Origin of the sequence: Gulosibacter sp., from assembly GCF_052090685.1 — a bacterium.
Lineage (GTDB): Bacteria > Actinomycetota > Actinomycetes > Actinomycetales > Microbacteriaceae > Gulosibacter.
Map to the genome: position 1 here is coordinate 88,615 of NZ_JBQDBE010000004.1, position 25,829 is coordinate 114,443.

Consider the following 25,829-nt stretch of genomic DNA (forward strand, 5'->3'; position numbering starts at 1 on the left):
GAAGTGTGCCCGCGTGCCTGGTACGAGCGGCTGCTGCCAGCTAGGCGCGCAGCGACTGGGCGTACTCGGTGGCGAAGTAGGTGAGGACCGCATCCGCACCGGCACGGCGAATCGAAACGATGGATTCGGCGATGGCGCGCTCGCGGTCGATCCAGCCGTTCTGGGCGGCGGCCATGATCATCGCGTACTCGCCGGATACCTGGTAGGCCCACACTGGCACTTCGGACTCGACCGCGACATCGGCGAGCACATCGAGGTAGCTCATGGCTGGCTTCACCATGACGATGTCTGCACCTTCGGCTACGTCGAGCTGCGCTTCGAGCAGCCCTTCGCGACGGTTCGCGGGATCCATTTGGTAGGTCCGACGGTCGCCCTGCAGCTGCGAGTCGACAGCTTCGCGGAACGGTCCGTAGAACGCCGACGCGTATTTCGCGGAGTACGCCAGCACGATCGTGTCTTCAAGGCCAGCATCATCCAGCGCGTCGCGAACGACCGCCACCTGGCCGTCCATCATGCCCGAGAGCCCCACGATCTGCGCACCGGATTCGGCCTGCACCACGGCCATGTCGGCATAGCGTTCGAGGGTCGCGTCGTTGTCCACGCGCCCGCGCGCGTCGAGCACACCGCAGTGGCCGTGGTCGGTGAACTCATCCAGGCACAGATCGGCCTGCACCGTGATCGCGTCGCCCGCTTCTTCTGCGACGACACGCAGGGCGCGGTTCAGGATGCCCTCGGGGTCGGTCGCGCCGCTGCCCACCGCATCCCGCTCGGACGGAACACCGAAGAGCATGATGCCGCCGACACCCGCCGCGGCAGCTTCGGCAACCGCCGGGCGGATCGACTCGAGCGTGTGCTGGTAAATGCCCGGTAGCGAAGAAATCTCCTGTGCCTCAGTGAGTCCCTCGCGGATGAACACCGGCAGAATGAGCTCGTGCGGGTGCACATTGAGCTCTCGCACCTGATTGCGGATTGCCACAGACTGCCGCAAACGGCGCGGGCGAATAACTGGCTTGTGCATGAGGTGTTCTCCTTTGGGTTGGGCGACTCGAGGTGGATTTCCGAATGTGATCTGGTGGATTGCGTCGGCTGGATCAGGTCTACTGGTTTGGTCTGTAAGTTGCGGCACGTATAGCAGCTTGCGAGGGAATATTGCCCTTCGTCCAGCCGACACGGGTCAACTTTTACAGGGGGTCCCGCCGCCCGGCAATTGCGTCGAGCATGGCAGGGATGCTGGGAGTCGCGGCCTCGTAGGCGACCGCAAATCCCGCAGCGCGAGCGTCCCGAGTTGTGATCGGGCCGATCGTGACGACCGTGACCGGCGCATCCGTACCGACCTGCCGCGCAAACTCGCGGACCGTGCTGCCGCTGGTGAGAAAAACGTAGTCAACCTCCCCGTTCTGGATTCGTGTGCGCAGCGCGGGTGAGAGATCGACACCGACGGTTTGGTAGGCAACCGGGTCGTCGACCTGTATGCCGAGTTGGCCGAGCCCTTCGGCGACCGTTGGCTCGGCCAATGACGACCGCGGCAGCAGGATGCGTTTGGCGGAGGAGTCGGGCCACTCGCGCACCAGCCCGCGTGCGGACTGCTCCGTGAGCGGCTGGAAATCGACGCGGAGTCCGGCATTGGTGAGTGCCGTTGCGGTGGCGCTGCCGACGGCGGCAATCCGGGTTGAGTCTGGAAAATCGGATGCGGCGATGCGCGAGTCGGCGGCAGATTCAGTGCCTAAATTTTGCCGAGCGTCGGGCTGTATCGTTGTGGAGCCAGTGGCGCTCTCGGGCGCTGTGGCAGCCGTGCCATCGGCCCCCACAATGGCCGCCACCGCACGCGGGCTCGTCACGACGAGCCAGTCATAGTCGCCCTCGCGCAGTCGAGCAAGTGCGGCGGTCAAGGGCGCGGTGTCCGCCGGCGCAACAAAGCGGATCAGCTCACCGACCACGGTTTCAGCGCCGAGACGGCGCACCTCGGCGCTCGCGGAATCAGCCCAGCGACCGCCACGCGGAAGCAGCACCACTTTTCCCGCGAGCGAGCCACCCGTATCGTCAGCGAGCAAGTCGCCCATGTTGTCACCGCGCGAGTCACCCATGTTGTCAGCGAACGGCTCGGTCATTCCGAGATGAAATCCGCCGCGCCCTGGCTGAAGAGCGACTCCACCAGTTCCGCAGCGAGACGCGCGGGTTCGTAGTCCTGACCCGAGACGGTTCCGGTCGCGCGTCCGAGCGACTTGGCATACACCGTCGAGAGATCAACGGAAACCTCACCGCGAGCCTCCGCCACCGCATCCTGCCCGTACACGCGCGCGAGCACGGTCAATACACCGTCATTGACGTAACCGTATATTCCAACGGGTGCCTGGCATCCCGCATCGAGCCCGTTCAAGATCCAACGCTCAGCATCAGTGGCGGCACGAGTGGCCGCGTCATCGAGCTCGTCGAGCCCCGCCAAATCCCAATCCTCACGCGTCTCAATCGCGAGCGCACCCTGTCCGGGAGCGGTGGGGAACTCTTCGAGTGACAGGTAATCGGTGATCTCGGCGGTGCGGCCAACGCGCGTGAGCCCAGCGGTGGCAAGCAGCACCGCATCGAGTTCACCGTCGGTGACAAAGCCGATCCGGGTATCGACATTGCCGCGGATATCGTGCAGTTCAAGATCGGGGCGGACGCGGCGCAACTGCGCCCGTCTCCGCGGCGAGCCCGTGCCGAGTTTCGCGCCCTCGGGCAGCTCGGCAAAGGTCAGGCCGTCACGCGCAATCAAGGCGTCGCGAGCATCCTCACGCGCGGGATGCGCCGCGAGCCGCAGCCCGGGTGCCGGTGTGGTGGGGAGGTCCTTGAGTGAATGCACCGCGATATCGACTTCACCCTGCGCGAGCGCTTCGCGAAGCTCGGTCGCGAACACGCCCTGACCGCCTATCGTGGAAAGCGAGGCCCGGTTCACATCGCCGTGCGTGGTGACTTTCACGATCTGGAACTGTCTGCCGGTGATGTCGGCAAGGTCCTGCGCGACGATGCTCGTCTGTGCAACGGCAAGCCGAGAGCCGCGCGTGCCGATGCGAATCGGCGGCAGCTCGCTCGGTTCGTCGAAAAGGAGCGGAGTCTCACTGGAAGCTGAGGGGGCAGACATGGAGTTCATCCTAAGTTTCGGGGCTTATAGTGCGGTCAGAAGTTCGGTCGCGCCGGTCAGCGGTCGAGCCTGGCAAGGATGCGTTCGGCCGCCGACTCGGCTCCGGGAACGACATTCGCGAGTCCAGTGCCGTCGATCCAGGTGCCACATGCCTCGAGCAGCGCGGCCGTATCGATCGCAGCGCGGATGCGCGAAAGGGCCGCCGTGCGGCCGATGCGCGCGGCCGGCATCGGCATCCGCCACGGCTGCCGGGCGCTCGCGCGTAACTGGCTGCGCTCGAGCGGAATGTCGAGGATGCGGGAAGCATCTCGGAGGGCTTGTTCTGCCAACTGGTCATCGTCGAGTGCGAGAGAAACAGCATCTGCGTCCGGTGCGGCCGGACCATAAGACAGCCGGATGACGTGCTGACCCGGCGCGGTCTCCTTGGCAAGCCACGGCCACTTCGCACTCACATGGGTGAGCGCCTTCGCGGCGACATCGTCCGCATCCGAGACCAGCACTCCGGTGCCGCGCGGATGCGCGTCCAGTTTGGGTGCGTCGACAAGCAGTGCGAAGACTTCGGATGAGACTGTTGCGGCCGGTTCGTCGATGCCGAGGCTGCCAGCGGGCCCGGGGACACCGCTGATCGCAGCACCTGTGCTCACGAGCACACAGGAGAAAGGTTCTCGTTCCACTGAGGATGCCTCGCCCGCAGCGTCAGCTAGACGGTCCGAAGCCCGCCCTGAAGAATTCGCTTCAAACGGCACGAGCGCACCCGACTCAAGATCCACCCGCATTGGCGACTGCAACCGTATCTCCACCCCGAGCCGTTCGCACTCTGCGACGAGCGCGGCGACGAAGCGGTGCATCCCGCCGCGAACGCCGCGCACGAGCGCACCGGGCGAAGCCTTGGGACGGAGCGAGGCGACCGCGGCGGTCAACGACCCGTGCTCGGCAAGCCGCTGCGCAAGTGTCGGAATCAGCACCTGATGTTCAATGAGCTCGGGATCAAGCGAATACACGCCGCGCGCTACCGGTGCGACGAGTCGCCGCAAGACTCGCTCACCGAACCGCGTCCGCACGAGTGCGGCAAAGGACTCCTCATCGGCACCCACGGAAGCATCAAGCTCGGCCTCCGCCGCAACCGCAGCAACGCCCTCCGCACCGATCGCCTCGAACAGACCCGGCGCATCCGCGCCGGCAGGGATACCGAGCATCCCGCCTGCGGGTAGCCGGTAGGCACCCGCCGAGCCATAGGCCCCGGAGCCAAGAGTCCGTGGCTCGACCAGCGCATCCTCAAGTCCGAGATCAACAAGGAGCCGCTCCACCGCACCCCCGCGCACCGCGAATGCTTCGGCGCCGATGTCGATGGTGAGCGGACCTAATCGGGCCGGCTGGATGAGCCCACCCAATCGGTCCGAGCCCTCAAAAACCGTGACGGCGACCCCCGCAAGCGCGAGCCGACGGGCCGCCACAAGCCCCGCGACCCCGCCGCCGATTACGGCGACGCGAGTCATTCGAAGTGTCCCGATTCCGCGCGCTCGACTTCAGCGCGCCCGGTGTCGGCAAGTTCCGCGTCGGTGACGTCTGCGTCAACCAGCCCCGAACCGGGCAAGGTGTGCACGTACTCCACCAGGCGCGTAAGCACAGTTGGGTCGGTTTCGGGTGGAACCCCGTGACCGAGATTGACGATGTGTGCCGGTGCGGCAGCGCCGCGGCGCACCACGTCGCGGGTGTGGGCGTGCAGAATCGCATCACTCGCGAAGAGGGTGGCGGGGTCAATATTGCCCTGCAGCGGCACGCCCGGCAGGCGGCGAATCGCCTCGTCGAGCGGGATGCGGTCATCGACCCCCTGCACGTCGCCGCCGGTTTCGTGCATATCGGCGAGGAGTTCACCGGTGCCAACGCCGAAGTGGATGGATCGGATGCGTTCGCCCTCGGGAGTTGCGAAGGTCGCGGCGTGCTCAAGCGGAATTTTGCTTGAGGAAGCAACCGCGGAACGGTACATCTCGCGGGAGAGCGAACCGGCCCAGGAATCAAAGAGTTGCACCACCGAAGCGCCCGCGAGGATCTGCGTTTCGAGGAATGCCGCCGAAAGTTCGCCGATTGCGGTGGCGAGTTCGTTCCAGGCCTCGGGCTCCGAGCGCATCAGCGCACGTGCCCGCAGGTGGTCCTTCGAGGGCCCGCCCTCAACGATGTAGGCCGCGAGGGTGAAGGGGGCGCCGGCGAAGCCAATGAGCGGCGTCTCGCCGAGTTCCGCGACGGTGAGGCCTACTGCCTCGGTGATCGGGATGAACAGCTCGGGACCCGCCTCGCCACGAAGCCGCGCCGCGAATTCACGAACTCCCTGCGCATCCCGCACCGGCTCGGCAAACACCGGACCGCGACCCGGCACGATCTCCACGTCGATTCCCGCAAGTTTGAGCGGCACGACAATATCGCTGAAGAACACCGCACCGTCCACACCGTGGCGGCGCACCGGCTGCAGCGTGATTTCGCTCGCGAGGTCGGGCCGCAGGCAGGAGTCGAGCATCGCGACGCCTTCGCGCAGCTCGCGGTATTCGGGCAGCGAGCGGCCTGCCTGCCGCATAAACCAAATGGGCAGCGTCTCCGATCGGATGCCTCGGGATGCGCGCACGAGCGGCGAATTCGAGGTGAGTCCGGTGACGAGCGGGTGGTCCGAAGGCAGAATGGTGCTCATTCAGCCAATTGTGGCTCATTTCCGCGCCGGATGGGGCAGGCGGGCTCCCGTAACTACACGGTAGAAGTTGCGAAAAGGTTTCTGAGCGGTAGTCCAAGGAGCAGAAAGCTGGGAAAGCGCGTAGAATCATCGGCATCATGCTGGTCTGTGTAAGCGCCAATCACCGTTCGGCTGGGTTCACCCTCCTCGAACGGTTTAGTTCTGTGTCCGTCGACTCCCTCGAAGCGCTCATCCGTGAGTCAGCCGAGGTCGCCGGCGGCGTTGTGCTGTCGACGTGCAACCGCTTCGAGGTCTACCTCGACCTGGAGGGGCCCGCGAAGCTGGATGCGTTTATTCCGTCACTCGCACGCGGTCTGCAGATGACCGAAACCGAACTTCGTGAGCACGTGACCGTGCTCAGCGAGAGCGCAGTGCCGCGGCACCTTTTCGCGGTCTCGAGCGGTCTCGAGTCGGTCGCGCTCGGAGAAGAAGAGATTGCCGGTCAGGTCCGCCGCTCCCTCGAGCAGGCTCGGGATGCGCAGGTCACCACGAGCGATCTTGAGCGGCTTTTTCAGTCTGCCTCGACGACTTCGAAGGGTGTCAAATCCCACGCGCACCTCGCGACTCAGGGGCGCTCGCTCGTGAGCCTTGCGTTGGATCTTGCCGGCTCGCAGGTCATGGACTGGCAAACCGCCAATGTCGTCCTCATCGGCACCGGAACGTATGCGGGTGCCTCGCTGAAGTCGCTGCAGGACCGTGGCGTTGGCGCTGTCGGGGTGTATTCACCCTCCGGACGCGCGCACACCCTCGGTGAGCGCTACGACATCCGCGACATCGAGGAGGGGCGACTTCCCGAGTGGCTTTCCAGCGCCGACCTCGTGATCACCTGCACCAATACGGAAACCTACGTCCTCGACTACGACCAGGTGCGTAACGCTCGGATGGCACCCGGATCGAGCGAGAACCTGCTCATCGTTGACATGGGGATGCCCCGCAACGTTGATCCGATCGTCGCGAAGCTCGACACCGTTGACGTGCTCGACATCGAAACCGTGCGGCGACACGCACCGCTCGAAGACATGGGCGCAACCGAACTCGCCCGCTGCATCGTGGCACGCTCGGCAGCACAGTTTGAACAGGAACGCCTCGAGCAAGAATCCGCGGCGGCGCTCGCAGAATTCCGCGCCACCGTGCAGGACCGAGTCGTGGAACAGATCGAAAAGACGCGCGCAGACGACAAGACCGCACAGGCGATGCGTCGCCTCGGAAACTCCCTGCTGCATCCCACCACGATGCGAATCAAAGAACTTACCCGCGAAGGTCGCAGCGATGAAGTGATTGCGGCGCTGAACCTGCTGTACGGGGACGGTACGACCAAGGTCCCGGCTGCTGGCGACGCGACGGGTGGCGTGGCTGCGCAGGACGCAGTGCATGCCTCGGCAGACCGCGGGAGTGCGACCGCCGCGGCTCCCCGCGCGGTTCGCGGATGCCCCTTCCGGAATCTCGAACTGGTCGGAGCAACACCGGTTGGCGGACTGAACTTCGCGGCGTGCCAGTCGGCATGCGAACAGCCCGATACCTGCCCAATCTCGCACTAACTGCTGCGCGACTGCAGCTTCCGCGCGAATGGTCCTGCCGCGCTCGCGGTAGGTACCATGAGGCTGTCAGAAGGAGTTAGCGCGATTGAGCGAGTCAGTTTTCCGGATCCCGGGCATGCGTTCGCTCCTGCTACTGACCTCACTTTCGTTCACCGGCTACGCCGCGCTGCTGCCGGTTGCGCCGCTGTGGGCGGTCGAGGGCGGGGCGGATGTTGTCGGTGCGGGATTCGTCAACGGAGTTTTGCTGCTTGCAACGATCCTCACGCAACTGTGCGTACCGTGGCTCATTGGTCGGATCGGTTGGCGCTGGACGCTGGTCCTCGGGGCAGTCTTCTTGGGGCTTCCAACTGCGGGGTTTATTCTCAGTAGCGAACTGTGGGCGATCCTGCTTGTCTCAGCACTTCGAGGTGTTGGCTTCGGCATCGTTACCGTTGCCGGAACATCGTTAGTCGCGCAGCTTGCGCCGCCCGCGCAACACGGACGTGCCGTCGGCGCATTCGGGCTTTCGGTGGCAGTGCCGCAGGTGCTATTTACTGCCGCGGGGCCGTGGCTTGCGGAGCAGGCCGGCTTCGCGCTGGTGTTTATCATCGGGATGCTGCCACTGGTGGGCATCGTGCCCGCTCGGTCGCTGGCCGCCAAGGCACAGGTGACCCCGAAATCGAAGGCCCCGGCACCGTACGCAAAGCTGATCCGGCCAATGCTCATTCTGCTCGCGCTCACCCTGTGCGGTGGTGCGCTCCTTACCTTCTTACCGCAGATGGTGTTCCTGCCGACAACGAGCATGATCGCCCTACTGGTATTGACACTGGTCGCGGCGGTGACACGTTGGCTCGCGGGATCCTTCGCTGATCGGTTTGGCGCGAAGCGGTTTCTCTGGCCGCTCATTATTGTGACCACGGTCGGGATGCTTTTGGTCGGTTTGGCTGTCCAAGACCCGACGGGAACGAACGTACCGTTGCTGCTGCTTGGCGTCGCCACGGTTGGAGTGAGCTACGGTGCCCTGCAAAACCTCACACTGACCGTTGCGCTGCAGTCGGTGAAGCCACAGCACTACGGCTCCGCGAGCACGGTGTGGAACGTGGGCTTCGACGCCGGAACCGGTCTCGGCTCGATCCTCATCGGGGCAATTGCTTCGGGGTCCTCGTTTGCGGTAGCGATGTACGTCGGCGCGGTGATTTCGGTGCTGACCTTGCCCTTGGCGTTTGGGCGGCGTGAGGCCGCTGCTTAGCGCAGCACAAACGGGTTGCCGCGGTGTGGCGAGGTCGAAATCCACACGGACTTCGTCTGCAGGAATTCCTTGATCGCTTCCGAACCGCTTTCGCGGCCGATACCGCTGCGCTTGTAGCCGCCAAACGGTGAGGTGAAGCTGACCGAGCGGTAGGTGTTCACCCAGACCGTGCCAGCTTCGAGCTCTTCGGTCATCCGGATTGCGCGACCGATATCGCTGGTCCACACGCCAGCTGCCAGGCCGAAGTCGATATCGTTGGCGATGCGCACCGCATCCTCTTCGTCAGTGAACTTGATGACGGACAGCACCGGCCCGAAGACCTCTTCCTGTGCGATCCGCATCGAGTTATCGACATCGGTGAAGATCGTGGGCTCGACCATCTGGCCGCCAGAGCTGCCTTCGCCTTCGTAAGGCTTGCCGCCAAGCACTGGCGTTGCGCCCTCGGACTTTGCGATGTCGATGTAGTCGAGCACCTTCTGGAATTGTGCTGGCGTGGTGACCGGCCCCACCTGGGTTTCGCGCGACATCGGGTCACCGATTTTTGCCGTCCGTGCCATGTCAATCACGCGTTGAACAAACTCGTCGTGGATGGATTCCTCCACGAGGAGTCGGGACCCGGCGATGCAGGTCTGCCCGGACGCTGCGAAGATTCCCGAGATGACCCCGGATACTGCGGCGTCGAGGTCGGCGTCGGCAAAGACGATATTCGGTGACTTCCCGCCGAGTTCGAGCGTGACCGGTTTGAAGTCCTTTGCCGCTGCGGCGTTGATCGCCGCCCCCGCAACATCGGAACCGGTGAAGGCAATTTTCGCGACATCAGGATGCGCGACAAGCGGGGCGCCAACATTACGGCCGTCGCCGGTGACGACGTTAAACACACCGGTGGGGAACCCCGCCTCGTCGAAGAGCTTGGCGAATTCGAGGGTGGATGCGGAGGTGAATTCCGAAGGCTTCACGACCACGGTGTTCCCGGCGGCGAGGGCGGCGGGAAGTTTCCAGGACAGCAGCAAGAGGGGAGAGTTCCACGGTGTGATCATTGCCACGACACTGAGTGGTTCGTAGCGCGTGTAGTTCAGCGTATTGGCCTTGTCGGTCGGGATCACCGCGCCTTCGACCTTGTCGGCGAGACCGCCGTAGTAGCGATACCACTCCGCCATGTATCGGGTCTGCCCAGACATCTCCTCGTAGAGTTTGCCGTTATCACGCACTTCGATTTCGCCAAGGTGCGCGGAGTTCTCTTCAATCAGCTCCGCGAGTCGCGTCAGCAACTTGCCTCGAGCAGTGGGAGTCATTCGCTTCCACTCGCCGAAAGCGGAGCGCGCTGCGGACACCGCACGATCGACATCCTCGGAGTTGCCCTCAGCAATTTGTGCCCAGACCTCACCGGTATACGGGTTGGTTGAGTCGAAGTATTTCCCGCTTGCTGGAGGCGTGAATTCACCACCGATATAGTGATTATATCGCGTGGTCATGCTGTAATCGCCTTTGAAAACTGGCCTGTGAGGCTAAAGAATCCCAACTGGCATCCTTCAATATATTAGTCCATGAGTGGGGTGTTGTGAAGGTGGCAGCATGCTGCAAAAGAAGAAGTGAGCCCCGCTCAGGAGCTCACTTCTTTGGTCTTGGGCACCCGCGTCACCGGAGCTAGCCGCTAATCGTCGTTAATCACGATTCCCGCACGGGTCACTTCCCGAGCCTCAGCCGCTCGAAGTGCGTCTTCAATCTCATCCAGCGAGAAGTCCTTGTCGACAAGTGACTCCCACGGGAAGTGCGGCGTTTCCTCGACGAAGGTGATTGCTTTACCGAGCACCTCGAGCGGATAGCGAATTGCCGCGCGGATCTGCACTCCGGTCCGAGTGAACAAGCCCGGATCGAAGTCGGTGTACTTATTCGGCGTGATATTGCCGATTTCGACCACGATTCCGCCGGGCCTCGCCGATCGTACCGACTCGGAAAATGCCGAAGGCACACCAGTGAGGTCGATCACGACATCCGCACCGTAGCCACCGGTCGCATCCTTCACCAGCTGCACCCGCGCATCCCCGTCTTCGGCGGTCGAGAGATCGATGGTTTCGTGCGCGCCGAATTCCTTGACCTTCTGGAGCCTGCTCGCGGCCATTTCGGCAACGTAGACCTCGGCACCGAGTGAAGAGGCGACTGCAGTGGCGCAGACTCCGAGTCCACCGGCACCGAAAATGACGACCTTGTCGCGATAGCTCACTTCGCCGAGGAGGCAGCCGTAGTACACCTGCGAGAGCGCGCAGTTGACGGCGGATGCTGCCTTCGAGGAGACGCCATCCGGTACCTTATATACCGCTTGGCTCGGCCCCACCGCATAGTGGGAACCGAAGGTGCCGAAGAAGTGCGGTGCCTCCTCGGCGGGCGTCGACCATCCGATATAGGCATTGCGACAGACGTTGCCGTGACCGTTATTGCATTCTGGGCAGCGGCGACAGGCCTGGAAATAGGTGGTCACTACGCGATCACCGACCGCGAGCGGTTGCCCGGCGAAGTCGCTCGACACGCCTTCGCCGAGCTTCGCGACACGGCCAATTCCCTCGTGACCCATGACGCATCCTGCCCCGACCAGCGGGTGGCCGCCGTGCAGGATGTGCACATCCGAGCCGCACACATTCGCGCGGATCATCTCGAGGATGAGGCCGCCGGCGACCGGTTCGGGGACGTCATAGGAGCGGGCGCCGATCGAATCGACATCCTGCAGAATCGTGGTTCTTCCGGGACTGCTCATTGCGCATCCCCCTTCTTCGGTGTCGATCGCGCTGCGGCACTCGGCTTGTCGGCACTCGGCTTATCGGCACTGGGCATTCCGACGCCAGACTTCCCGGCGCCAGGCTTCCCGTGAGTCGGCTTCCCGTGACTGTGCTTGCCCGCAGCCGGATTCGTGAGTTGCTCGGCGCGCTGCGCCGCGGTTGCCTTGGCGACCGACTCGCCGATATTGTCGCCAGCGCGCAGCGGCCTGCCCTCGAAGATTCCCTCGTGTGCGAGCACCGGTCTGCGGTCTCCCGCGAGTTCGGGGTACTTTTCCTCGAGCTTTTCGCGCTTCTCCATTTTCTTGCGCCAGTGCGAGACCGCTTCGGGATTCCCGCGGTCGATCCCTTGCCAGCTGTGCGGCATTTGCTCACGACTCGGGCCGGCGGATGCGCGGCCACCGATCCCCACCGCGCTCGGCACTCGACTCGAAGCGCCACCGCAGGCCGGGCACTCCGGATTGGGGGACATCATCGAGTCGAGGCCAGCGGTGAATCGGTGATCCTGTTCGCAACGCAAGTCGTACAAGATCATGAATAGAACCCGTTCGGAGCGAAGGTGAGTTCCTTCTTCTGCTCCTCATCGTGCCCAAAAATCACCTGCGCGTTCGTCTCTTCAGCGATCTTGCGGAGCTTCTCCACGGACTCAAGCCACGCGAGGTTATTCCACACAATCGCGGCACCCACAGCGGGCGGGCCCCAGGAGTCCGACAGATACACCGCATCCGAGGTAAAAATCTTCGTACCGTCATTGGGGAGGTCAACCTTGAGCGACATCGTGCCCCAGGTGTGGCCGGGAGTCTGAATGACGCTGACTCCGGGAACGATCTCGTCATCGCCCTTGATGCCGCCGATGTCGATGCCCTTAAAATCGTCCGGGATGTGCGCGCCCTGGTTGTAGCCGGTGATTGTCTTTACGCCGTCGAGCTCGGCCTGGCTTGTGAGGATGCGCGTCTTGCCGTTGTCGAACATCCGCGCGTTGGCGGCGTGGTCGAAGTGGAGGTGCGAGAGCACGAGAATGTCAATGTCGTCGGGAGTGAGTTCGAGCTGTTTGAGGCTTGAGTCGAGGTAGCCGCTGTCGCCCTCGGGGTCGTCGAGGACGGGGAAGAACTCGTCAAATCCGGTCGGTGCCCAGTGTTCGGCCCAGTTCCGGGGGACACCCGTGTCCCAGAGAATCTTTCCCTCGGGGTGATCGATCAACACGGCGTGCGTCGGCACTTCTCCCCAGGCACGATCGGCGTGACGGTCTTGGCGCGTTTTGATTACGCGTCCCGGCTTCAACAAGAGCCAGGTGAGGTCTGCTTCCATGGTGCCGGACTCCAGCACATGAAGTTTCATTTCATTGGCCACTGCAATCTCCTTTGATTGTCTGTTGTGAGCAAACCGCTGGCTTGCGTGAATCTTCATGTTTCAGCCCGCGGTCCTGGAAGACTAGCTGAATATATTCCTCGAAGTGTGGAGGTGCCTCACAGGTATTGAATACCGCCAGGAATACTTGTTACCGTGCAAGACGTCGCGAATTGTGAAAATATAGTCACCCTCACGGCGCAGAGAATCGACAAAGGAGTCGTTATGAAAATCACTGGTGCAGTTCTCGAAGAAATTGGCCTTCCGCGCCCGTATGTTGAGTCCGAACCACTCAAGATTGTCGAGCTCGACCTCGACGATCCCGGCCCCGACGAGGTGCTCATCCGCATCCGTGCCGCTGGCCTGTGCCACTCAGATCTATCTGTTGTCGACGGCAACCGCGTACGTCCCACCCCGATGCTGCTCGGCCACGAGGCCTCGGGTGTCGTCGAGAAATTTGGTGCGAACGTCACCGACCTCGAAGTAGGCCAACAGGTGACGACGGTGTTCCTGCCGCGTTGCGAGAACTGCGATAACTGCCGGACCGGCGGGAAGCTGCCCTGCACGCCGGGCACAATTGCCAATAACGAGGGACACCTCGTTGATGATCAGTGGCGCCTGCACCGTGACGGTGAGCGGATCTATCACCACGTCGGGGTCTCTGGGTTTGCCACCCACGCCGTGGTGAACCGACAGTCAATCGTGCCGGTGGGCGATGACGTGCCCGCGGATATTGCTGCGGTGCTCGGCTGCGCGGTGCTGACTGGCGGTGGCGCCGTCATCAACGCCGGTGACCCGCAAGATGGCGACACCGTGATGATCGTTGGGCTCGGTGGTGTCGGGATGGCCGCGCTGTTGACCGCGATTTCGCTGAAGAAGGGCAAGGTGATTGGGGTGGATGCGAACCCCGAGAAGCTTGAGCGGGCGAAAGAGCTGGGTGCGGATGAGGTCTATACCCCCGCCGACCTCACCGAGCAGGGCATTAAAGCGCCGATCGTCATTGAAGCGGCCGGGCATCCGAAGGCCTTCGAAACCGCCGTCGCGGCCACCGGCGTGGGTGGTACCACCGTCACCGTGGGTTTGCCCTCGCCGGATGCTCGTTCCAGCATTGCACCGCTCGGCCTGACAGGTGAGGCGCGCACCATCAAGGGCTCCTATCTCGGCTCCGCGGTGCCGGCACGGGATATTCCGGTGTACGCCGACCTTTGGCGACAGGGGAATCTGCCGGTCCAGGAGCTGATCTCCGGACGGATCAAACTTTCCGAGATCAACGACTCGCTTGACAAGCTTGCCGACGGGCAGGCAGTGCGCCAGGTGATCATGTTTGAGGAGTAGGTAGTGGTGTGCTGCCGCCCGGTCATTGAGCCTGACCGGGCGGCACGCAATCCGGCGATGGTGCGTGATACTGCAGCGGTGCGCAATACTTGACGCATGCGTGCCGAGCGGATCGTGTATGCCCTCAATGCGACCTCGGGTCAGGGCTTCAATGGTGGCTCCTCGGATTTCGGCGAAGGAGTCGAACTCGCAACGGGGGAGACCTTCGCGGAACTCGAAGCAGCCACCGCCACTGCGCTTGAGCGGCCCGCGGATGCGCTGATCGTTCAGGGTGGGGACGGCATGGTGTCGATGGGCGCTGCCTTCGCCGCCGTCCGCGGGATTCCGCTCGGTGTGGTCCCTACCGGCACCGGAAATGACTTCGCTCGTTCAGTCGGCATCCCGCGCGGACGAACTGCTCACGTACGCGAGCGGCTCATTGAGGGGCTCCGTGACGGTTCGGCACGTTTCCGCGCGGTGGACTTACTTCGCTACACGGTTGACGGCGAAAAGCATGTTGCCGTGAACTCGATCAATATCGGCTTCGATGCGCTCGTGAATGAACGAGCTAATGAGATGAGGCACCTCAGCGGTACGTCAAGGTATCTCATCGCGCTCATCCAATCGATCCGTCATTTCGAATCCGCGACATTTAAGTACGCGATTGATGATGACGCACAGGAAACGATCGACGCGCAAGTATTTACGATCATGAACGGTCGGTCGGCCGGTGGCGGAATCCCACTTGTCCCCGCTGCACGCCCCGACGATGGGGAACTGGATGTGCTGAGTGTGTCGAGGTTGAACCGGGTCGGTCTGCTGCTGCTCTTTCCCACGGCGTTCGCAAGACTCCACCCCCGATTGCCCCAAGTTGAGATACAGCACGGCACTACCGTGCGCGTGGACATTCCCGCCGGGGTACCGATTTACGCGGATGGGGAGTGCGTGCGCGCATCGACGTCGGTCAGCTCTGCAAGTGTCGAGATCCGGCTTGACCCTGCGGCACTACGTCTCGTGCGCTCGGTCACTCATTGAATGGTTGGCAAAGCGGTTACATCGACCGGGTGCGAAAGTGCCCGCCAGGCGATTTCACTTGACGGGCACTGCACGCTCCGTAACTGGATACAAGAACTACATATCAGAACACGACCGTGGCGTTACCGTGACGCATGACACGGTCGTCGCAGTGCCACTGCACTGCTCGCGAAAGCACGGCGCGCTCGACATATGAGCCGTGGCGGCTCAGTTCGGCGCTCGACTCTCGGTGCGACACCCGAACCACACCTTGATCGATGATTGGACCCTCGTCGAGGTCTTTCGTCACGTAGTGTGCGGTCGCGCCAATGAGTTTCACCCCTCGTTCCTTGGCTTTCTTGTAGGGGTTGGCGCCCACGAATGCTGGCAGGAAGGAGTGGTGGATGTTGATGAGCGGCACGCCGACTTCCGCGAGGAAGTCGTCAGAAATGATCTGCATGTAGCGCGCCAGAACGACGAGGTCGACGTTGCCGCGGAGCAGCTCGAGGTGGCGGGCCTCGGCTTCGCGTTTGTCTCCGCCGACTGGCACGTGAATAAACGGGACTCCGAAGGACTGCGCAGCATCCGCCAAATCGGGGTGATTGCCCACGACCATCGATATGTCCATGTTGATTTCGCCGCGTCGTTGCCGCCACAGCAGGTCGAGAAGGCAGTGATCCGTTTTGGAGACGAAAATTGCCACTCGCTTGCGGTCACTCGCGTTTGTGAGCCGCCACTTTGCATCGAATCGCTTGCCAATACGCTCATCGAGTGTTGCTTTAAGTTCCGGCATAGCGGCGCTCAGGCCAGGAAGGTGAAATACCGTTCGCTGGAAGAACGCGCCGCCATCCGCATTTTCACTGAACTGGTCGAGGTCGGTAATGTTCGCCCCGAGTGAGGTGAGCGTTTCCGTTACCGCTGCCACGATGCCCGGCTGGTCTGAGCAGGACAGGAGCAGTCGCCCGGTATCAGCCTGCTCGGCGGGAATCACATGGGGATTCACGATTGGAGAAGTCGTAGTCATAGTTGAATCACGAATTTCTTTCAAGAATGTCGATTGTGGTCAAAGGCTCTGTCCGTTTACCGCTGTGCGGCCACGATCTCCTCCGTCGCGCGGAGTGGAGCACCCCGTGGTTCACGGATGAGCGAGGTGGCAATAAATGACACGATGATCAGCGCCATGATGTAGAACGCGATGTTGAGTGAGAAGCCAGTTGCGCCGATCAACCACTCCGCGATCAACGGTGCAAAAGCGCCACCGAAGATCGCCCCGAGTGCGTAGGCGATCGAGATGCCGGAGAACCTCACCTTTGCGGGGAACATCTCAGCGAACATCGCAGACAGGGGTCCGTAGGTGAGTCCATTGGCCAGCGTCAGCACGGTGAGGCCGAGGATATACAGCCAAATATTGGCTGTATCGATAAGCAGGATGAGTGGAATCATCCAGATAAACATTGCGATATAGCCGATTTTGAGCGAAAGCGTACGCCCAATGTAGTCAGACAGGATCGCTCCGAGTACCGTGCTAACCGCCCACGCAACGCCTGCGATCACCGACCCAAGCAGGGTCTCGCTCTGCTCCATGCCGAGTTCACGGACGGCGTATGAGGAGAAGAAAGAGATGAACAGGTATCCGGCGGCGTTACTGCCAATGAACGACAGCGCAGCGAGCAGTACCTTCCGCCAGTGGTTCTTGAAGAGCGATCCCAGCGGTGTCGCGCTCTCGCTCTTGAGTTCGCTCATTTCGAGGAACACGGGGCTTTCAGCCACGGCACGACGAATGAAGTAGCCAACTACGATCAGCAAGGCGCTCAGCAGGAACGTGACGCGCCAGCCCCATTCGAGGAATTGCTCAGGCGTCGTCAACGTCGTGACGAGCAAGACAACACCGGTGGCGAGCAGCATCCCCAATGGAACGCCGATCTGGGGGTACGCGCCGAAGAGTCCACGTTTCTTCGTGGGTGCGTGTTCCACGGCCATGAGCACCGCTCCGCCCCACTCGCCGCCTGCCGATACACCCTGAAGAATTCGGAGGAATACCAGCAGAATCGGAGCGGCAACACCGATTTGGGCGTAGGTCGGCAAGAGACCGATTGCCGTCGTCGCGATTCCCATCAGGAAGAGCGTCATCACGAGCACGCCCTTGCGACCGAATCGGTCGCCAACGTATCCGGCCAGGATCGCACCCAGTGGACGGAAGAGGAAGCTGATGCCGAGGGAAGCCCACGCTACGAGTTGACCAATGACCGGCCCCGCGGGTTCAAAGTAGAGTGACCCGAAAACCAGGCCCGCTGCTTGGGCATAGATAAAGAAGTCGTACCACTCGAGAGTGGTTCCGATGAGCGAGCCTGCAGCGACGCGGCGCTCCTCTCGTGTGAGGTTGCCCTTCGCTTTCGATTGCTGTGCCGTCGGATCGACGGCGTCGGTGCCGGACATTAGCTCACCGAAACCTTGTTCTGGTTGGTGAGGTCGTTGTAGCGGTTGTCGTGCTTGTAGGGGTACGTGTGTACCGTGGCGCGGATTCGCTTCTGGCGATGTCCTGGGTCACCCCAGATAACCTCTACTTCGGTGCCGGGCTCCGTGTATTCGAGGTCGATGACTCCGTGCGAGAGGACCTTACGGAAGTAGAAGCTGAATCCTCGCGAGGTTGTCGATCCGATTTCCTTGTCACCTACGACGACTGAGGACGTGTACATCGCGAACCACTGCGCACGGGGGAAGTCCATGAAGTCGTACGGAACCTCGTCGTGGTAGAGCGAGTCGTTCACTTCCTTGACATCATCAAGGTTCCACACGAGTGTGACGATGCCGCGCTTCGGGTTCTCCATCTCGGCTTCGAGTGCTTCGCGACCGTAGAATTCGTGGTCGAATTTGATGTTGCGCGCCCAACCGAGTTGGATCGGGCTGCGGAACCATGCGCTCGGGTCATCGCCGTCGAAGCTCCCCTTGACTTTGAGGCAGCGCTCGAAGCTCTGGTACCAATCGGCGCTCGTGTCGTCGTCGACCTCTACGTTGTATTCGTTGTAGTAGTCGCGCTCGTTCTCACCCGTGATGGCCGGAAGGTAATCGTGCGTCACGGTTGGGCATCCTGCTTCAAGGTGGTTGACCATTGCCGTACGTGCGCCCATCCGGCGCAGATTGTATTTCTTACCTGTGCGCATGACGGCAGCGCGCACGGCATCGGCCGAGGTCTTTGGCCCCTGCAATTCGAAGCCGATTTCGCCTGCCATTCCCTGGCGCAAGAAACGCACCGGGTGGCCTTCGATCGTCGCGTCGACGAAGTGCATGAACTTCGTTTCGGTCAGGGGCGCATCGGTGAGGTCCTGCAAGAGCGCGAGGGCCTTTGGCCCCGAGACCTGGAACTTGAACTCGTCCATTGACATTGCGAAGGTGGCGTCGAAGTTGCCGTGGTCGTAGTTGTACTTGATCCATGTGGCGACCGGGCCGCGCGCGTTGAAGAGGAAGTCGTCCTCGGCAAGGCGCATCAGAATGCCTTCGCCGATAACCTTGCCCTCGGCATTGCAGAAGATCGTGTGCTTGGCCTGTCCGAGCGCGAACTTCTTGAAGCTGTTGACCGCGAGCGACGAGAACAGTGCCAGGGCGTCGGGGCCGGTGACGCGCAATTCGTCGAGGTATGACCAGTCACCGATGTAGACGTCCTCTTTCCACGACAGGTTTTCGTCTTGCCAGCCCGTGTATTCGAGCTTGCCCCAGGATGCGGCGATGTCGAGTCCGGTACGCATTTCGGCAGTGTAGAGATTCATTTTGCTCCTTTGCTCATCGTTGAATCAGTTCAGATGCCCCGAACATATCCGCAGAATTGAGCGCCGGAAATTGAGCATTTCTTGGCCAATACCAAACGTGAAGTTAGGTAAGCTTCTTTCTGGGCCAAGATTTCGCGTCTAATCAGGTAGGAGTTTCGTGGCAAGATTCACCGTCACACAACTTGAATATCTGTGTGCCGTGGCCCGTGCCGGTTCGCTCGCACGGGCCGCGGAAAGTCTGCATGTCACGCCAACGGCAGTGTCCTCGGGGCTCGCAAGCCTCGAGCGGGCCGCCGGCGTAGAGCTCGTCACCGGCAGAAAATCGCGCGGGACGACGCTAACGCCTGCCGGATATCAGCTCTACCTCGAGGCCGAAAATGTCTTGAGCATGCTGGATGAGGCTCAGCTCTCAGTCGGTAGCGGTGGCTGGGAACTGATTGGGCCGCTCGCGGTCGGCTGCTTTTCGACGCTCGCGCCCACGTTATTGCCGCTCGCGACTCGTCACTTCGGGGAAGTGCATCCGCGAGTCGAGTTGAAATACACCGTTGATCGGCAGGAGGCACTTGTGCAAGCGCTCATGCAACGCGAGCTGGATTGCGCCATTGTCTATGACCTCTATCTTCCCGAAGGCATCCGGAAAAAGAAGCTCGGGACTGCCCAGCCCTATGTGCTGCTGAGCCCGGAGCATCCACGCGCTAACGACAGCGCGGTATCGCTCCGTGACCTGGCAGACGACCCGGTCGTTCTCTTCGATTCCGATCCGGCGAGCACGCACAGCTTCACAATGTTTCGGGAGGCGGGAGTCTCACCGAGAATTGGCTATCGCGGGACGCAGTACGAGCTCATCCGAGCGATGGTCGCGCGCAATCTGGGTTGGAGCTTGATGATTCACCGCCCGAAGCATGATTTGACTCAGGAGGGGCTCAAAATCCACTCGCTTCCACTTCGGCCTGCCCCTGCCGAAGTGGACCTGGTGGGAGTGTGGCCCGACGGGACGCACCTCAACCGACGCACCGAGACATTTCTCGAAGTCATCCGGCGCATTCAATCGAATCTGCCACTCGACACGATGACAAACTCGTTCGCAGACGGGCCGTAGCCGGATTTGGCGCCGAATATGCGCGCCCGGCGCCTACACCCCGAGGATGCGTTGCGCCCGCAAAATGACCGGTCGGTCGACCATCTGTCCGTCGACTTGTCCCAGTGTCCCGACCTCGAGGACGCGACGAGCCCAGTCAAGCTCCTCATCGGACGGTGCGAAGACATCAGCGACGATAACCACTTGGCGGGGATGGATGCAGAGCTTCCCCGTGCATCCCGATCGCTTGGCGTGCTCGGTATCGCTTCGCACGAGCTCGTCGTCTTTGAATTCGGGGGAGGGGGAATCGAGCGGGCCCTGCTTGCCGGCGAGCGCACTCGCGATGACCAGCTGCGCGCGCACATAGTCGACGGTGGTGCTGCGGGGCTCGCAACCGAGCTCGAGCGCGAGATCGATCGCGCCAAGTGCGAGGCGCGAGACGCGAGGATGCGCGGCGAGCTCTTGTGCGGCAACGACGCCGGCGGGGGATTCGACAAGCGGCAGGATCGTGGTCGCGGATGCGCCGAGCGCTTGCGCGACCAGGTCGACTTCCTGAGACGACTCGGCTTTGGCGATGAGCACAGAATCGAGCCCCCCGGAGTCGAGGACGCCCGAAGCGAGCCATTCACGGTCACGGGCGCCCTCGTCGCTGAGTGGAGAGTTGAGGCGCACCGTGAGTGTCTGCCGCGCATCCTCCGCAGTTTCGAGCCCAAACTCACCGGGGTTGGAAAGCACTTCGCCGAGGGTGGCTCGAGCCTCGGCCTTTGCCTCCGGCGCGACCGCATCCTCGAGGTCGACAATGACCGCATCCGCACCGGCGGCGAACGCCTTGGCGATTCGATCTGGCCGCGTCGCCGGAACGAACAGCGCCGTTCGCGCGCGATCGATGTTGGCCGTCGAGGTGGTCGATATATCGCTTAGTGCGTCTTTGCTTTGCTGGCTCATGCTGTCAGCATCCCACGATTGCCAATGCTGTCACAAGTTTGGCAGCCGCCGGGCTTGATTGCTGCAGGATTTCCAATATATTGGAACATATCTGTTCGACGTTGAGGAGGGCTCGTGATGACCGAGGTCGCTACTGAGTCGCCTCGACGGATCTGCGCCGCGGGTCCCCGCTTGTCTGCCGCTACTGCGATTGAGGTTCCGAGTCTGGTTCGCGCTCGTCGTCGAGTCGACTCGCGAGCAGGTCACCGGCATGCACGATGTGTTCGTGCATCGCGGCGCGGGCCTCATCGACGTCACGATTGCGAAGCGCCGAGAGGATGCGGTCGTGATCACCAGCCGATGCGGCCGGCCAGCCTTCAATCTGCCCGTAGAAGGATCGAGGGACGTAATGCGACACGATCGACAGGATGCGGTTGAGCTTGGGCGAGCCACCGAGTCGCGAGATATACGAGTGCAGTTCGTGATTGTGCAGTTCGACCCCGTCGGAATTGCGGCGCTTGGCGGCCGCGAGAAGCTCGAACTGGATTGCGTCGAGCTCGTTGATATCGTCGTCGGTCACTCGCTGCGCAGCACGAGCCGCGATCTCACCCGCGATCAGCGCGTGGGCGGTAAAAATGTCGTGAATGTCCTCCGCCGTCAACGGATTGACGACGAACCCGACCCCCTGCCGGTTATCGAGAAACCCCTCGGTGCGCAGCGCTTGCAGCGCTTCACGCGCGGGCGTCTGCGAAATTCCGAGCTCCTTACCAATATCTTCCGGGCGAAGCACGTCGCCCGCGACGAACTCGCGCGCCAAGATTTTTTCGCGAATGAACGCCATGGCCTCGCGGCTCATCAGGCGACGTTGCGGGGGAACTGCTTCAGACATACCCGCAAGTTTAGTCGGACGGCCCGCGTGCTGTGCCCACTATATTCATCCACCACTAAGAGGAAGAACCCGTGACTGAGCAACCACTTGACGGAATCACCGTCGTTTCTATCGAACAGGCGGTCGCCGCACCCTTCGCGACCCGACAGCTCGCCGACCTCGGTGCCCGCGTCATCAAAATTGAACGAGACGCGGGAGACTTCGCGCGCGGCTATGACGAGGCAGTCAACGGCGAGGCGAGCTACTTTGTCTGGCTCAATCGCGGCAAAGAATCTGTGGTTCTTGACCTCAAGACCGAGGAAGCCCAGCGCATCCTGCGAAACATGCTCAAGAGCGCGGATGTGTTCGTGCAGAACCTCGCACCCGGAGCGATTGAACGCCTCGGATTTGGCGCCGAAGCCGTTGCCAAAATCAATGAGCGCCTCATCCACGTCTCGATTTCGGGGTTCGGTAAAGACGGTCCGTATGCGCGCAAGAAGGCGTATGACCTCATAATTCAGTGCGAAGCGGGCCTGTTATCGGTGACCGGGACCGAAGAGAACCCGTCAAAGGTGGGGGTGTCGGTTGCCGATATTTCCGCCGGCATGTATGCCTACTCCGGGATCCTTGCCGCGCTGATACAGCGTGGCAAGACCGGCAAGGGCACGGCGCTCGACATCAGCATGCTTGAGGCGCTTGGCGAGTGGGTGCAGCAGACCTACCTCTACGCCGAGTATTCGGGGAATGCCTCGAAGCGCACCGGTGCGGCGCACGCGAGCATCCAGCCCTACGGGCCATTCCAGGCACAGGATGGGGTGATCTTCCTCGGGCTGCAGAACGAACGTGAGTGGAAGCTCTTTTGTGAGCAGGTGCTTGAGCAGCCAGAACTGGTCGCGGACGAGGACTTCGATTCGAACTCGAAGCGCGTCGCGAATGTTGAGCGCCTGCGCGACACGATCACGCAGGCCCTGAGTAGCCGCGCCGTGGATGATGTGCAAACGCTGCTCGACGAAGTCGGGATCGCCAACGCGCGGATGCGAACGATGCAGGAATACTCCGCGCATCCGCAGCTTGCTGCCCGTAACCGCTGGCGCGAGGTCGCCACGCCCTCGGGCACCGCTCGGGTCGGGCTACCGCCGGTATTCTTCGGCGAAGAGCCGCCCATGGGGGCCGTGCCGGTGCTCGGCGCCGATACCGAACGCATCCGCAAAGAATTTAGCGCGTAGCTGACCTCGACCGTCGGTAGCACTGCGACGCCGCACAACGAACTGGAGACCAACATGTCACTCACCACCGCCGAGGCGCTTGCCCAGTGGGCGCACAGTCTTACCCCTACAGACACTGACCTCGCGCTCGCCCAGCGCTCCCTCGTGGACACGATGGCGGTCACGCTCGCCGCTCGAAACAACGCGCTGGTGCCGATTAGCGCGCAGCTCGGGGAAGCGGGGCACTGGGCGGCAACCGGTCACGTGCTCGACTTCGATGACCTGCACATGGAATCGACGACCCACATCAGCGTCGTGATTGTGCCCGCGACGCTCGCCACCGGCGGGGATGCTCGGGCCTACCTTGCGGGGGCGGGTGTCATGGCGCGGCTGGGCAATGCGCTCGGATGGACGCACTATCAGTCCGCCTGGCATGCGACCTGCACCGCGGGCGCGCCGGCGGCGGCGGTTGCGGCGTCGATTGCCCTCGGGCTCAGCGTGGACGAAACCGCGCACGCAATTGCGTTAAGCATCCCCGCAGCCGGCGGTGTGCAGCAGGCGTTCGGCACTGTGGGGAAGCCGCTGCAGGTCGGCTTCGCGGCGGATGCGGGCGTGCGTGCCGCGCGTCTCGCGCAGGCCGGTGCGCGCTCCGACCTCCGCGTGGTCGATGAGTGGCTCGGCAAAGTGAATGCGACCGGGCCGGTACAGCTCGACGGTCCCGCGATCCCAGATGGTCTTGCGATCAAGCTGTTCCCGTGCTGCTATGCCATGCAGCGGCCCATCGGGGTCATGCGTGCGCTTGCGGCGCGGGTCGACGTTGACGAAGTTGAAGGGATTAACGTGACCACCCCGCGCGGTACGGTGAAGCCGCTCATCCACTCGCGTCCAACTACCGGACTCGAGGGGAAATTCAGCCTCGAGTATTCGCTGGTGGCGGTACTCCTTGACGGCTATCCCGATTTCGAGAGCTTTACTGATGCGCAGGTGCAGCGCCCACTCGCGCAGGAGCTGATCCGGAAGGTGCATCCGAAGTTCACCGAGGAGCCGATCGACAATCTGCTCGATGGCGACTGCACTGTTGAAATCACGCTCCGTGACGGGAGCGCCGTCGCCGAGACTCTGGCGCTGCCGCCCGGGTCCCCCGGACTGCCGCCGACCGAGGGCGAAATCGCGGGCAAGCTTGAGGCTTGTGGGGCGGATGTGCCGGAGCTGCTCGCAGAGATTTCGTGGGCCGCGGCGGCGGGGCTCCTGCGTGCGCAACTTCCGGCTCAGGCGTAGACCGAGAGGCTACGAACTGCATAAGGGCGAGAGGCTTCAAAAATCTTACTGGGGAATATCCCCAATTTAATAACTGAATGCTCGGTTAGTTATTCGGGAAACCTGTGGATACTTCCACGACTTATTCCGCTTGGCCGATCGTATATGTTGCGCTTACGCTGATTCCCGACCGCGAGGCAGACTTCGCGGATCTCGTTAGACAAGGGAGTCTCAGTGACGAACACTGCAACTGCAGAAAGCCGCCGTCTTGCGGCAGAACGCCGCCGCATCATCGGTGCGGTCGTGGTCGGTACCACCGTGGAGTGGTACGACTTCTTCGTGTACGCGACCATGGCCGGTCTCGTACTCGCGCCGCTGTTCTTCGAACCCGCAACCCAGGGCAATGAAGGCTTCGCAACCATCCTCACCTTCCTCACGGTGGGTATTTCGTTCCTCTTCCGGCCGCTTGGCGCATTCCTCGCCGGACACTTCGGCGACAAGATCGGCCGCAAGCCGATGCTCGTCATCACTCTGCTGCTCATGGGTGTCGCAACCTTCTTCATCGGTCTGCTCCCCACCTACGAGGGAACCGAAGGCGACTGGTTCGGTGGCATGGGTATGGCCGCGCCGATCATGCTGCTCTTCCTGCGCATCCTGCAGGGCATCTCGGCTGGTGGCGAATGGGGCGGCGCCGTGCTCATGGCAACTGAGCACTCCGCAACCAAGACCCGTGGCCGCATGGGTATGTTCCCGCAGCTCGGCGTACCGTTCGGCATGCTGCTCGCTTCGGGCATGATCGCCGCGGTGACCGCGCTCACGGGTGACCAGTTCGCCGTATGGGGATGGCGCATCCCGTTCCTCTTCTCTGTTGTGCTCGTGGTAGTCGGCTTCATCGTGCGCCACGCGGTTGAAGAGTCCCCGGTCTACAAGGAGATCGAGGAGCGTCAGCAGCAGGCTTCCGCCCCGATCGCGACCCTGTTCCGCAAGCACGGCGTCACCGTGATTCTCCTCGCGGCTCTCTTCATCGGAAACAACGCCGCGGGCTATATGACTACCGGTGGGTACATGCAGAACTACGCGACGAAGACCCTCGGCATGGACGTCACATTCGTGATGCTCGCGGTGCTTGCCGCGGCGGCAATGTGGGCGCTGTTCACCTATATCTCGGGCTTCATCACCGACAAGATTGGCCGCAAGAAGAGCTTCTTCATCGGCTACGGCCTGCAGCTGATCACCGTCTGGGTGCTCTTCGCGATGGCGAATACCGGCGAGCCGATGATGCTCCTGATTGGTCTGCTCATCTTCGCAATCCCGCTCGGCCTCACCTACGGTCCGATCGCGGTGTGGTTCGTGGAGTCCTTCCCCGCCTCGGTGCGCTTCTCGGGTGTGTCGATTGGCTATGCACTCGGAGCGATCCTCGGTGGTGCATTTGCGCCGACCATCGCAACCTGGCTGATGCAGACCTTCAACAATGTCTACGCAATCTCGACCTACCTCTTTATTGCGACGATCATCAGCCTTATTGCAGCCACCTTGCTCAAGGACCGCACGGGCATTCCGCTCACGCACTCCTTCGAGGAGACGGGCAAGTTCGAGTCCTGGAAGCCGGGCGACCCGACCAAGGAAGAGTACGAAGCTCTTGGCGACCCGATGACCGACGCGAACCGGGTTCCCGAAAAGCTCTAGC

The 25,829-nt window shown here is 62.3% G+C and carries 22 protein-coding genes; 8 read left to right on the forward strand and 14 right to left on the reverse strand.

Annotation, left to right across the window (positions count from 1 at the left end; genetic code table 11):
- Positions 1-40 precede the first annotated feature (40 nt).
- From hemB to hemE, 5 genes are all read right to left on the reverse strand, one after another.
- Positions 41-1,018, reverse strand: a complete 978-nt coding sequence (gene hemB, locus ACTHXA_RS03735) for a porphobilinogen synthase (RefSeq protein ID WP_441669478.1) — start codon at positions 1,016-1,018, stop codon at positions 41-43.
- Positions 1,019-1,181: 163 nt separating this feature from the next.
- A complete protein-coding gene (locus ACTHXA_RS03740) occupies positions 1,182-2,108 on the reverse strand; it encodes a uroporphyrinogen-III synthase (protein ID WP_441669480.1) in 927 nt (308 codons plus the stop codon).
- A complete protein-coding gene (gene hemC / locus ACTHXA_RS03745) occupies positions 2,105-3,118 on the reverse strand; it encodes a hydroxymethylbilane synthase (RefSeq protein WP_441669482.1) in 1,014 nt (337 codons plus the stop codon). Before hemC ends, ACTHXA_RS03740 begins: the two co-directional genes overlap by 4 nt.
- Before the next feature lie 56 nt (positions 3,119-3,174).
- A complete protein-coding gene (gene hemG, locus ACTHXA_RS03750) occupies positions 3,175-4,614 on the reverse strand; it encodes a protoporphyrinogen oxidase (protein ID WP_441669484.1) in 1,440 nt (479 codons plus the stop codon).
- The gene (gene hemE / locus ACTHXA_RS03755; protein WP_441669486.1) at positions 4,611-5,798 is read right to left on the reverse strand and encodes a uroporphyrinogen decarboxylase; all 1,188 of its coding nucleotides are present in this window, start codon (positions 5,796-5,798) and stop codon (positions 4,611-4,613) included. Before hemE ends, hemG begins: the two co-directional genes overlap by 4 nt.
- Before the next feature lie 137 nt (positions 5,799-5,935).
- On the opposite strand from hemE, the gene ACTHXA_RS03760 reads away from it, so the two are divergent.
- The gene (locus ACTHXA_RS03760; protein ID WP_441669488.1) at positions 5,936-7,375 is read left to right on the forward strand and encodes a glutamyl-tRNA reductase; all 1,440 of its coding nucleotides are present in this window, start codon (positions 5,936-5,938) and stop codon (positions 7,373-7,375) included.
- Positions 7,376-7,460: 85 nt separating this feature from the next.
- A complete protein-coding gene (locus ACTHXA_RS03765) occupies positions 7,461-8,603 on the forward strand; it encodes an MFS transporter (protein WP_441669490.1) in 1,143 nt (380 codons plus the stop codon).
- Here the strand turns inward: ACTHXA_RS03765 and ACTHXA_RS03770 are convergent.
- The 4 genes from ACTHXA_RS03770 to ACTHXA_RS03785 all read right to left on the reverse strand — a co-directional run bounded on the left by ACTHXA_RS03770 (position 8,600) and on the right by ACTHXA_RS03785 (position 12,721).
- Positions 8,600-10,075, reverse strand: a complete 1,476-nt coding sequence (locus tag ACTHXA_RS03770) for an aldehyde dehydrogenase (RefSeq protein ID WP_441669492.1) — start codon at positions 10,073-10,075, stop codon at positions 8,600-8,602. The genes ACTHXA_RS03765 and ACTHXA_RS03770 overlap by 4 nt on opposite strands.
- 179 nt (positions 10,076-10,254) lie before the next feature.
- Complete coding sequence (locus ACTHXA_RS03775) at positions 10,255-11,352, reverse strand: zinc-binding dehydrogenase (RefSeq protein ID WP_441669494.1); 1,098 nt, start codon at positions 11,350-11,352, stop codon at positions 10,255-10,257.
- A complete protein-coding gene (locus ACTHXA_RS03780) occupies positions 11,349-11,906 on the reverse strand; it encodes a zinc ribbon domain-containing protein (RefSeq protein ID WP_441669496.1) in 558 nt (185 codons plus the stop codon). Before ACTHXA_RS03780 ends, ACTHXA_RS03775 begins: the two co-directional genes overlap by 4 nt.
- Entirely contained in the window at positions 11,903-12,721 is an 819-nt protein-coding gene (locus tag ACTHXA_RS03785; RefSeq protein ID WP_441669498.1) for an N-acyl homoserine lactonase family protein, read from the reverse strand. The genes ACTHXA_RS03780 and ACTHXA_RS03785 overlap by 4 nt, the downstream gene beginning before the upstream one ends.
- A 222-nt stretch (positions 12,722-12,943) precedes the next feature.
- On the opposite strand from ACTHXA_RS03785, the gene ACTHXA_RS03790 reads away from it, so the two are divergent.
- Together ACTHXA_RS03790 and ACTHXA_RS03795 are read left to right on the forward strand one after the other, a co-directional pair.
- Entirely contained in the window at positions 12,944-14,053 is a 1,110-nt protein-coding gene (locus tag ACTHXA_RS03790) for an alcohol dehydrogenase catalytic domain-containing protein (protein ID WP_441669500.1), read from the forward strand.
- A 96-nt stretch (positions 14,054-14,149) separates the two neighbouring features.
- Positions 14,150-15,067: a diacylglycerol/lipid kinase family protein gene (locus ACTHXA_RS03795; protein WP_441669502.1), complete on the forward strand. Its 918-nt coding sequence runs from the start codon at positions 14,150-14,152 to the stop codon at positions 15,065-15,067.
- 103 nt (positions 15,068-15,170) lie between these two features.
- Here the strand turns inward: ACTHXA_RS03795 and purU are convergent, their stop codons facing one another.
- From purU to ACTHXA_RS03810, 3 genes are read right to left on the reverse strand one after another with little or no spacing between them, the layout of a single operon-like run.
- Positions 15,171-16,070: a formyltetrahydrofolate deformylase gene (purU, locus tag ACTHXA_RS03800; RefSeq protein ID WP_441669504.1), complete on the reverse strand. Its 900-nt coding sequence runs from the start codon at positions 16,068-16,070 to the stop codon at positions 15,171-15,173.
- A 56-nt stretch (positions 16,071-16,126) separates the two neighbouring features.
- Complete coding sequence (locus ACTHXA_RS03805; RefSeq protein WP_441669506.1) at positions 16,127-17,482, reverse strand: MFS transporter; 1,356 nt, start codon at positions 17,480-17,482, stop codon at positions 16,127-16,129.
- A complete protein-coding gene (locus ACTHXA_RS03810; RefSeq protein ID WP_441669508.1) occupies positions 17,482-18,810 on the reverse strand; it encodes a hypothetical protein in 1,329 nt (442 codons plus the stop codon). Before ACTHXA_RS03810 ends, ACTHXA_RS03805 begins: the two co-directional genes overlap by 1 nt.
- 157 nt (positions 18,811-18,967) lie before the next feature.
- On the opposite strand from ACTHXA_RS03810, the gene ACTHXA_RS03815 reads away from it, so the two are divergent.
- Positions 18,968-19,909: a LysR family transcriptional regulator gene (locus ACTHXA_RS03815; RefSeq protein ID WP_441669510.1), complete on the forward strand. Its 942-nt coding sequence runs from the start codon at positions 18,968-18,970 to the stop codon at positions 19,907-19,909.
- Positions 19,910-19,942: 33 nt separating this feature from the next.
- Here the strand turns inward: ACTHXA_RS03815 and ACTHXA_RS03820 are convergent, their stop codons facing one another.
- On the reverse strand, positions 19,943-20,833 hold the full coding sequence (locus tag ACTHXA_RS03820) for an HpcH/HpaI aldolase/citrate lyase family protein (protein WP_441669512.1): 891 nt from the start codon (positions 20,831-20,833) through the stop codon (positions 19,943-19,945).
- A 181-nt stretch (positions 20,834-21,014) separates the two neighbouring features.
- Positions 21,015-21,701, reverse strand: a complete 687-nt coding sequence (locus ACTHXA_RS03825) for a GntR family transcriptional regulator (RefSeq protein WP_441669514.1) — start codon at positions 21,699-21,701, stop codon at positions 21,015-21,017.
- A 71-nt stretch (positions 21,702-21,772) separates the two neighbouring features.
- Between ACTHXA_RS03825 and ACTHXA_RS03830 the strand changes: the two genes are divergently transcribed.
- The 3 genes from ACTHXA_RS03830 (at position 21,773) to ACTHXA_RS03840 (ending at position 25,828) form a co-directional block, all read left to right on the forward strand.
- On the forward strand, positions 21,773-22,906 hold the full coding sequence (locus tag ACTHXA_RS03830) for a CaiB/BaiF CoA transferase family protein (protein ID WP_441669516.1): 1,134 nt from the start codon (positions 21,773-21,775) through the stop codon (positions 22,904-22,906).
- Positions 22,907-22,960: 54 nt separating this feature from the next.
- The gene (locus tag ACTHXA_RS03835) at positions 22,961-24,163 is read left to right on the forward strand and encodes an MmgE/PrpD family protein (protein ID WP_441669518.1); all 1,203 of its coding nucleotides are present in this window, start codon (positions 22,961-22,963) and stop codon (positions 24,161-24,163) included.
- A gap of 213 nt (positions 24,164-24,376) precedes the next feature.
- Positions 24,377-25,828: an MFS transporter gene (locus ACTHXA_RS03840; RefSeq protein ID WP_441669520.1), complete on the forward strand. Its 1,452-nt coding sequence runs from the start codon at positions 24,377-24,379 to the stop codon at positions 25,826-25,828.
- The last annotated feature ends 1 nt before the right edge of the window (position 25,829 follow it).